This is a genomic window from Bradyrhizobium sp. UFLA05-108 (genome assembly GCF_059803455.1).
Genome location: NZ_JBANAZ010000134.1, coordinates 1 through 9,442, shown reverse-complemented (window position 1 = coordinate 9,442; position 9,442 = coordinate 1). Strand labels below are relative to the sequence as shown.

Annotated in this window: 6 protein-coding genes; 2 read left to right on the top strand and 4 right to left on the bottom strand. The window is 59.3% G+C overall.

From position 1 onward, the window contains the following. Positions 1 to 716: 716 nt before the first annotated feature. A complete protein-coding gene (locus SO140_RS44880) occupies positions 717 to 1,655 on the bottom strand; it encodes a LysR family transcriptional regulator (protein WP_498544114.1) in 939 nt (312 codons plus the stop codon). A 149-nt stretch (positions 1,656 to 1,804) separates the two neighbouring features. Between SO140_RS44880 and SO140_RS44875 the strand changes: the two genes are divergently transcribed. Next, positions 1,805 to 2,680 carry a substrate-binding domain-containing protein gene (locus tag SO140_RS44875; RefSeq protein ID WP_498544113.1) on the top strand — a complete coding sequence of 292 codons (876 nt, stop codon included), beginning with the start codon at positions 1,805 to 1,807 and terminating at the stop codon, positions 2,678 to 2,680. 183 nt (positions 2,681 to 2,863) lie between these two features. On the opposite strand, the gene SO140_RS44870 is transcribed toward SO140_RS44875, so the two are convergent. Further along, entirely contained in the window at positions 2,864 to 6,247 is a 3,384-nt protein-coding gene (locus SO140_RS44870) for an adenylate/guanylate cyclase domain-containing protein (protein ID WP_498544112.1), read from the bottom strand. Between the two features lie 223 nt (positions 6,248 to 6,470). Then, entirely contained in the window at positions 6,471 to 7,292 is an 822-nt protein-coding gene (locus SO140_RS44865) for a class I SAM-dependent methyltransferase (RefSeq protein WP_498544111.1), read from the bottom strand. Positions 7,293 to 7,556: 264 nt separating this feature from the next. Here SO140_RS44865 and SO140_RS44860 point away from each other — a divergent pair, with 264 nt between their 5' ends. Continuing rightward, positions 7,557 to 8,057 carry a lipocalin-like domain-containing protein gene (locus SO140_RS44860; RefSeq protein WP_498544110.1) on the top strand — a complete coding sequence of 167 codons (501 nt, stop codon included), beginning with the start codon at positions 7,557 to 7,559 and terminating at the stop codon, positions 8,055 to 8,057. A 138-nt stretch (positions 8,058 to 8,195) separates the two neighbouring features. Here the strand turns inward: SO140_RS44860 and SO140_RS44855 are convergent, their stop codons facing one another. Then, a complete protein-coding gene (locus SO140_RS44855) occupies positions 8,196 to 9,200 on the bottom strand; it encodes an ABC transporter substrate-binding protein (protein ID WP_498544109.1) in 1,005 nt (334 codons plus the stop codon). Positions 9,201 to 9,442 lie beyond the last annotated feature (242 nt).

Genomic DNA, 9,442 nt, shown 5'->3' with positions numbered 1-9,442 from the left:
GGGCGCTCCATCGCTTTGTTGCCGCGACGATGGTGCCATGGCCTCGCCGCTCGGCCCATAGCATCTAAACCGCTCGCGCGGTAGGGCGCTGCGGCTGGCGACACACAGCGAAGCAATGGGCGACAGGTCATCGTGAGGAGCGGTGCAATTAGCCCGTTGGCGATAATCAGATGATCGAGGACCTGCTGATCTGGAAGCTCGTGGCGAAGCACCCCCAATTACACAAGAGCCAACTCGAACCCAGCATTCTCGAGCGTGATTGTGAGCACCATCGCGCTTGTTGGACCCTGTCAAGGAATCTCGACGCAAGCAGAGTTACAACTGCCGTGATGCTCTTGACGAGCAACTCAAAACAGTTTCGGCTCAGTAGCTCTGGAGGCTTTCCGGATCGATAGAGATCAGTTTGCCTCATGAGATTCGAATATCGAAGAACTCACGTTTAGACTGTGTGGTGTGGTATTTTACTACGGCCAAGTCTTTGAAAGTACAGGTGCCGCCAAACATTAAATCCCCATAGACGACCCTATTGATCGTCTGAAGGTTGTTTGACACGACTTCTCGATCACGCGGCATTGTCCTACATCCCCCAGCGCGGTTTCTTCCCTTGGAAGCTTTCGGACGCCGGCCGCCGAATACGCGGCACCGTCCCTCCAGCGGCCGGCATCCGAAACCCTACACATTGGCGGACATGATGGGTCGGAATAGTGTAGTTTCGATCAGAGTCGCCCATTTCGTGACTTTGCGAACAGATCGAACGATGTTGCCCGGAGCCATCGATGGCCGGGATCGCGATGACATCGTTCGTGCCAATATTGCGCGATCTCGACGGGAGGCAGCGGAATAGAGGGCCGGAACGTCGCTAGACCGAGCTGCTCGGCAAAGTGTCTTGCGACATTCTCGGGCACCGTTGCAACTCCATCGGTTCGCGACGCAACCACCGCAGCCGCAATGAAGCTCGACAGACGAAGCAGAACGCGCTCCGGTGCAAGTTCGGATTCAAGCGTGTGCTGGACCACGCGATGCGCTGCGTGCCCGACATCTGACGCCATGACGACGATGTGGTTTGCGGTACGAAATCCTGCAGCCGTGCGTAGCCGGGCCAGTCTCGGGTGCTCCCTCCGCGCCACGCTTACATAGCTGGTGAAATAGAGCCGCTGCCGACGGAGCCCGCGCGGCGCCGAAGGGAAGGCGCCAAGCGCTAGGTCGGCTTCGCCCGACTCGAGCTTCACTTCGAAGTGTCTGGAATCGAACGGCAGCGCGCGCAGGCTGAGGCTGCTTCCTTCATTCGCCAAACGCGTGAGCAGCGGCGGCAGGAAGAGGACTGTGCCGACGTCGGTGACCAAAAGGTTGAAGACGCGCTGGCTTGTACGTGGATCGAAAGAGGGTGCGGTGTTGCAAAGAGCATCGGATGCCGCCAGCAGGTTTCGCAGTGGTTCGGCCATCGCGATCGCCCTTGGCGTGAGCTGCATCGCCTGGCCATCGCGGATGACCAGCGGGTCGCCGAAGTGGTTGCGAAGCCTCGACAGGCTCTTGCTGATGGACGGCTGGCTGGTATCGAGCAATTCTGCGGCGCGCGTCAAATTGCGCTCGCGCAGCACAACGTTCAGCGTTCTGAGATCCCGCAAGCGAAGATCGATGGCATCCCGACTTGGCATGATCATCATTCCTGTTCGGGCATAGCCACCATCAGAGCCCGGCATTAGCGTACTGTCAACCTCGCTTCGAGCGCGCAGGCTGTTGGAGCCGGTTACGCCAACCTGCCTACGCCAGCCTGACATTGGTTCTGCCAGATAGGAGGACACCGATGGCCAAGTTCATCATCGAACCACACTTCCGCTTGCAAGAATGGGTCGCGGAAGAAAGGGGCCACTTTCACCTCGAAGGCCTAGATTACGAATTCCGGGAGCTCATTCGCTCAACGGGCGGCGCACACCATAAGACAACCGGCAAGTCAGGCGCCTTCCAGAGCATCGAGAAGGGACGCGAGTCCAACGTGACGTGCGCGTGCCACTGGACAGTCAACGTGGCCGCTTCGCGGGGTCATACCAAGCTCTATGCGGATGCTTATTCGGTCGCGCCTGCGGGAATTTTCGTCCCCTCCGATTCCAGGATCACAACGCCGGCTGACCTCGCGGGGGTTCCGATCTCGGTCGGCTATCAGTCGGGCAGCCACTACGCCACGATCCAGGCGCTGGAGCAATATCTGCCCGCCGACCAGATCGAGCTATCGTTCGGGGAAGGCATGTTGTTCCGCCGCCTCGAGCTGTTTCTGTCGGGTCGATCGCCTGCGGTAGCTCTGTTCGGCGGTCCCTATTATCTCGCCGAACAGCTGGGCTTCCGCAAGATCATCGATAACACCTTTATGATTGCGGCGATGATCAATGGCGATCCGGAGCCGGACGACGTCGGCAAATATTTCAGGGCTCTGAAGCGGGCGCAGCGCGACATCGATTTGCGACCCGACCTCTACACGCACTACTATAAGCGCGAGTTTCCAGAACATTTCCACCCCATGATGGACACGCGGTGCTGGGGACCGGGCGAACGGATCGTCTTCGAGCCCTACAACAAAGAGGCCTTTGAGAGGTCGTTTGACTGGATAGCCAAGCACGGGATCTTCGAGCCCGGACAAATGGGCTCGGGCGACTACGAGCAGGCTGTCTTTCTCGCGGCTGATTAGCTTGGCGCTTACTTTGAGACGAGGAGGTTGCCTCGGGAGAGCATTTATCTCAGCCGTTGCTATGGCCTAAAGGTTACTCCTCCGAATCGTGGGAGCCTCAACCGGCGCCCACTCCTTGGCACTCTCGTGCCCGTGGAGGAGCCGTCCACAACATCATAACCGGACGTCGCGGTGGGCGACGGGCTATGACGCCAACGCGTCGAGCAACACTTTGGCCTTCTTCAAATCGTCGGTGTCGAAGCCTTCGATGAACCAGTTATGGACTGGAGCGAGCAGGTTGCGAGCTTTGTCGCGTTTGCCCTGGTCGCGCCAAAGCCGCGCCAGGCTCGTCGCAGCGCGCAGCTCCCAGGACCTTGCCTGTTGTCGACGTGCAATCTCGAGCGCGCGCTCGAAGTCGGCCTCGGCCGCAGCCATGTTCCCACTTCGCAGAATCAGTGTGCCCTTAGTCCGGTAAAGTTCGGCCTCGCACCATTGTTCTTTGGTGCTCTGGGCCATGGCGATGGCGCGCTCGATCACGCCGAGCGCTTCGTCATGCCGCTCAAGCTGGGAATGTGCCATGGCGAGATATGACATCACGAATGGAATGTAGATCGTGGCGCCCGTGGCGTGATAGGTCTCGATCGACGAGGCCAGGGTGTGAACGGCTTCGGACGCACAGTCGGTCTGCGCCATCAGACAGCCTTGCCACATCAGCCCGTTCGCGCTCCAATACGATGATCCCTTGTCGTCGGCGAGCGCGACGAGTTCCCTCGCACGAGCACCGGCCTCGGCAACGTCGCCCAACAGGATCAGTGTCGCGGTCGAATGCGCCAAGGCATGCATCAACGTCGCGGCTTGATCAATTTCCCGGGCGCAGATGAATGAACGGTTGGCATCTGTGCGCGCTGCCAGGGGAAAACCAAGAAGCCAGTTGGTCCGCGACCGCCATTCCAAGATTGCGACCTGGGCGTCCGTGCCAAAACGCGTTGCCAAGGCGCGGTGCTCTGCAGCATCATATAGCGCGATCGCGTGATCGAGATGCTCTCTCCCCGCCGCGGGGATGCCGACCGACATCAATGTCACTCCCATCATGCGATGGGCGAGCAAGAGCGGGCCAGAGTTGGGCTGCTTTGTCGCAAGCTGCATGAATTGGTCGGCGAGTTCGCGAGCGGCGTCACCGTTGAACCCGGCGATGTTGACCACCCAAAAACCATAGATCACCGAGAACAGCAGCAACGAATCCTCGGGCGGTTCCCCAATCGCCTCCGCTTGCTCGATGAGGATGCGGGCACGCGCCGCTGCGGCTTTGGTTTGTTCGGCACCGTAGCCCTTGGTGTGCATAAGAACGGTCAATAGTTCGACCTGGAGCGCAATCTGCTGGCGGCGTAGCGACGGCGTCGACGGCAACCTCCCGATCAGGCCAAGCGCCCGGCTCAATTGAGCCTCAGCCTCCGCCAGTGCCGAACGCGAATGGGAGCGTCGTCCAGCCGCGCCCCACAGCGCCGCCGCGCGCTCGAGGGCGCCGGCCTCCGTATAGTGATGCGCGAGACTTTCGGGAGATCCCTGGACGACATCCGGCCTCTGCTGTTCGAGGGCACGGGCGATACGAAGGTGAAGCTCCCTGCGGGCCGGGCGCAGCAACGTGCCGTAAGCTGCGTCGCGCACGAGCGCATGCTTGAAGACATAATTTTCTCGCGATGGACGGCCTTGCCGGAAGACCAGTCCGGCTTCCACCAATTTTTCCAAAGGCCGCTTCAGCTCGTCGTCGTTTCGTGACGCCACGGCAGCCAGCAGAAAGTACGAAAATTCTCGTCCGATTGCCGCGCCGATTTGGGCGATCGCCTTGACCTCTGTGCCCAGCCGATCGAGCCGGGCCATCAAGGAAGCATGTAAGCTGGCGGGCACCGCCAGCGCTGGAGGCGGAACCGCGGCTGCAGTCTTCACCGCTCCCCACTCCCCCTCGGCCTCCAGCACTGCCTTCGTCATCTCCTCAACGAACAGCGGGATGCCATCGGTGCGCTCGATGATTTCCGCCAGGACGTCAGCCGGTAGCGCCTTGTTTCCGACCAGCCGCGCGATGATGGTGGCAGCTTCACGTTCGCCAAGCCGGTCGAGCGTCAGGCTAGTCACATTCGACTGACCCAGCCAGGGCGCGTTGAACTCGGGACGAAATGTGACGATCAAGAGTACCGGTAGGTTTTTGATCCGGTCCGCCGTCCTGCCGATCGCTTCCAGGCTCGTGGGGTCAGCCCAATGGGCGTCCTCAAAAATCATGAGCACCGGCTGCTGTCTGGCCAGTTCGACAACTTGTAAGGTCAATGCTTGAAGCGTTTTCTCTCTGCGCTGCTCAGGGGTAAGATCGAGCGCTGGGTAGCGGCCGTGGTTGGGCAGCGACAGCATGTCAGCCAATAGTGCGGCATCTTGAGGCGTGGTCGCTGACAGCGCAACGACTGCATCGAATTTGTCGAGCTTCGCTTGCGGCGTGTCGTCGTGCCGCAGTCCGAAGGCGCGCTCCATCTGGGCAATAAGTGGATACAAAGCGCTGTCTATGTGTTGCGGCGAGCAGAAATAGCGCAAGCGCGTGTGCGGCTCATTAGTCAAGTGATCGAGCATCGCAGCCGTCAAGCGTGACTTGCCAATACCCGGCTCGCCGGAAACCAAGACCACTTGTCCCAAACCGGATTTGGCTTTTGACCACCACCGCAGCAGTAACTCGAGCTGCTCCCCGCGCCCGACAAGGTCGCTCAGTCCGCTTGCATGCATTGCTTCGAAACGACCTTCCACTGTCGACGGTCGCACTGCTGTCCAGGCTCGTATCGGACCTGAGAAACCCTTGAGTTCCTGTGGCCCGAGGTCCTCGAGTTCGAACAGTTTGCCGACGAGCCTGCGCGTGCTATCGGCCAGCAGCACGCTATTCGGCTCCGCAAGGGCCTGCAAGCGGGCCGCCAAGTTCGGTGTGTCTCCGACGATCGCTTGCTCCTGGGAAGCCCCCGAGCCGATCAGATCGCCCACCACCACTACTCCCGTCGCGATTCCGATCCGCGTTTGGAGCGCGACGTGGGCCTTTAGATTATTTACCGCAGCGATCAGGGCCAACCCCGCGCGCACGGCTCGCTCAGCATCGTCCTCGTGGGCTTGAGGATAGCCGAAATAGACCAGCACACCGTCACCCATGTACTTCGCAACGAATCCGCCAAAACGTCCCACAATTTCGGCGACCGTCTTCTGATATGCGGAGATAACGTCTCGCAGATCTTCCGGGTCCAAGCGCGCCGAAAGTGCGGTTGATCCGACCAAATCTGAGAACATCACCGTGACTTGGCGACGCTCTGCACGGTCTTCGGTTGGGGCACTTGGGCCGTTAGAGGTTAGCGCAGTTTCGGCAGAGAGGTCGCTTCTGCTCGTATTTGCTCTCAGGGCAGAGATAGCTTCCAGAAGCATGCGGCGGTGACCGACGGGGGCAACGCCGATTTCCTTCAGGTCCTCGTGCGTGAGGCTTGGAAGGACCTGCTCGCTTACCTCGTGCTCGCGGAATGCCGCTTCGTATCGTTCAAGGCCAAGCTTCCGCAGCCAACCTCCGACATCCATGGCGGCGCCCCTGGTTCGCCTGCAAGCGATGATCGCCCCGGCGACGCATCCTGTCTAGGGTGCCGCTGATCAAAATGACGGCTTTGGGAAATGCGAAGAACTCAGGTTGAGCAAATCTGGTCCGCTCTGCCGCGATGAGCGGACCCCCGTCAGACCAAACGCAGATTCGCAAATGGGACACTAGCCGACATCCGCAGGTTCTGCCTGCGGAGCCACATCGAGCCTACATCTTCTGCGCCACGGCGTAGATCACGTTTGTCTCGACGGCCACGGTGCCGCTGTCCCGCAGCGTCTTCAGGTTCACGGTTCTGACGTCTGCCCTTTCTCCGTCGCTCATCTGCTCGACCGTCCAGCGGTAGCCCGAGCCCAGCACGACGGTCCACCATTCCTCCGCCGACTGAAGGGGTTGTTGCCCGGCTTCCGCAGTGATCTCAGCGCCGCTGATCCCACTCTCCGACAGAAGTTCGCGCAGGGCGTCGGGATTGGTGATGCGCTCCCAAGGGCTAACGGTTGCGACAAGATCAGGACGGAACTCCTTCACCGCCAGCCAGAACGCTTGCGATCCGGGCTCGAACATGCGCGGCCCCCAAGTCGTGATGGCGAGCTTCCCCCCTGGCCGCAACACGCGCCACAGCTCTCGAACCTCAGCGACCATGTCGGCCACGAAGAAGAGCGAGAACACCGAGACCACTGCATCGAATGAAGCATCTGGATAGCCTAGCGCTGTCATGTCGGCGCGCTTGAACTCGACGTTGTGCAGATTTTGCGCGACGCTTTTCGACCGCGCTATCGCGAGCAGACGTTCCGCAAGGTCGATCCCTATGACGCGCCCCTGTGGTCCAACATTGATCGCGGCTGGTATCGCGGAGGCACCGCTACCGCACCCGACATCAAGCACCGACGATCCCGGTGCGAGCGAAAGCCTTTCCACTGTGCGGCGGCCGTAGCGATCCCAGAATGCAAGCGGGCCATCGTCAAAGTGATCCGCTGCCGCGTTATACGTCGCCTCTGCCTTCAGCTTGGCTGGATCGCTGACTGGATCCATTTCGTAGACCCCCCACAAACGGCAGGCTACACGCGCTTATATCGAAAGCAGTCCCATCTTAGAAGTTCCGGTCTGGGTCAATCGCGTCGGTTTAGGCCGGCCTTGGCGAGGTCTGGTCTACCCCCCAAGTTACGTGGCGGCGTTCTTTGCGAACGGACGCAAAGGGCCATAACCTGCCTGTGCTACTATCTCGATCCCGCAAACGCTGGCTTTTCACCGCGCGGGTATCATGCAATCTTTCGCCAGGGAATTAGGGAGGTTTGAATGAAGAAGACGTTGCCCTTGATTGTGACCGCATTAGCCTTGTCGAGTTCGTCATACGCCCAGCAGCCAATTACTAAAGAAGCCCTTACCGGTAGTTGGAAGGTGCTGAACCTCAAGGCTACGACCGGCGACAACGTAACTTATCCGCTTGGAGACAAGGTCGACGGTTACGTTACGATCACACCCACCAGGATATGGCTCTTGTTCGTTGACGGTACTCGAAAAGTGCCAGCTGCGCCGACGCTGACAGATGACGAGGCTATCGAGATGATGAAGACGCAGGTTGCCTGGACAGGCAAATACACGATGGGTGAGCAGACTGCTGACGGCGTTAAGCTAAGCGCTCACGTTGATGCCGCATCTAGTCAGGCGATCTTCAACACCGATCGCGTATACTTCGTTCGAATGGCGGACAATAAGGCAATTTTCACTGGAAAAGTAATTGTCCCAATGACAGGCGCAACGAGTACGGTTGTGTTTGAGATGGTGAAATCTGATTGATTGTGTTTGTGTCGATTTCTGTTGTGGGGCAATCGCGTCGGTTTGGCCCTCGGATGCAAACTTCCGGTCTACCCCAGTGACCTGACATGTCGCTGCACTGCATTAGCGGAAGCGATGGGCCAAAGCCGGGCCGTGGTCCTAGTCGATCACCTCGTCGGCTCGCGCGAGCAGCATCTGAGGAACGTCCAGACCGAGCGCCTTGGCAGCCTTCAAGTTAATTACCAGTTCGAATTTGGTCGGTGCTTGGACGGGAAGGTCCCCCGGTCGCGCGCCCTTCAAGATTCGATCGACATAAAAGGCCGACTGTCGCAGCTGATCTAATAAATTGATCCCATAACTCATCAAGCCGCCCGCCCGAGCATCACTCCGGAACGGATAAATCGCCGGCAGATGGTGTTCTGCAGCCAGTTCGAACATCATTGCACGCGAACCTGCGAAGACTGGATCGGGAAACACAATTAATCCGGCATCGGTCTTGCCGTCAAAAGCCTCGATCGCCGCTCGGATTTCAAGACCGTCCCGCACGGGACAATCGACGACTTTCATACCGTTCGAAGTCGCGTAGGCCTCAACGTTCTTCAAAATCCTTAACTGCGCCCCCGCGAGTCTGAGGACGCCTACCTGAACCACATAGGGCGCCATCTCTTTTAGAGTCTGCAGCCATTTGCCTCCTATGGAAGGCTCGAAATTTGCGAGCCCGGTCATGTTGCCACCCGGCCGGGCAAGGTTTGCGACGACGCCGATGCCTTCTGGATCGGAGATCCCGACAAACACCACCGGGATCGAATTTGTCACTTCGCGCACGGCATTCAGCGTCGACGTTCCAAGGGCGACGATAATATCTGGCGCCAGGGACATGATCTCGGTCACGACAGCCTGCAATCGCGAAGACTCAGCCCAACGGTACACGAAGTGGATGTTGTCACCTTCAACCCAGCCAAACTTGGAGCAAGCGGTCTTGAACACATGCCAGTCGTCATTTGTCGAAACCGCCGCGGGCCCAACGACCCCAATTAGAGGGATGCGGACTTTATGTTCGCCGCGGGCGGCAAGTGGCCACGCCGCGCCTCCAACTATCAGGCCAATAAAGCAGCGTCGGCGCATTTGACCATCGAGGACCTGTTCCACTGATATCTGGACCATATCAGTCTCACTTGTATCAGTCATGGGGCTTGGGACTTGATTTCTTATTGTTGAAGTCTGCCTAGGGGTCAAAATGCGAAGAACCCAAATTGAGCCAATCTGGTCTGCTCTGCTGCGATGAGCCGACCTTCGTCGGACGCGGCGCAACTTCGCTGATGGGCCAGCGCACGAAGTCGCTGCGCTCCAGCCCGCTGCGCGGGGGCAAGAGCCGAGAGGCCGGTAGCCGGTTGAGAGTGTATAAT

What these genes read in the sequence shown, in the direction of transcription:
- SO140_RS44855 (WP_498544109.1), bottom strand. Translation starts at nt 9,200, where the DNA reads ATGGTCCAGATATCAGTGGAACAGGTCCTCGATGGTCAAATGCGCCGA.
- SO140_RS44860 (WP_498544110.1), top strand. Translation starts at nt 7,557, where the DNA reads ATGAAGAAGACGTTGCCCTTGATTGTGACCGCATTAGCCTTGTCGAGT.
- SO140_RS44880 (WP_498544114.1), bottom strand. Translation starts at nt 1,655, where the DNA reads ATGCCAAGTCGGGATGCCATCGATCTTCGCTTGCGGGATCTCAGAACG.
- SO140_RS44875 (WP_498544113.1), top strand. Translation starts at nt 1,805, where the DNA reads ATGGCCAAGTTCATCATCGAACCACACTTCCGCTTGCAAGAATGGGTC.
- SO140_RS44865 (WP_498544111.1), bottom strand. Translation starts at nt 7,292, where the DNA reads ATGGATCCAGTCAGCGATCCAGCCAAGCTGAAGGCAGAGGCGACGTAT.
- SO140_RS44870 (WP_498544112.1), bottom strand. Translation starts at nt 6,247, where the DNA reads ATGGATGTCGGAGGTTGGCTGCGGAAGCTTGGCCTTGAACGATACGAA.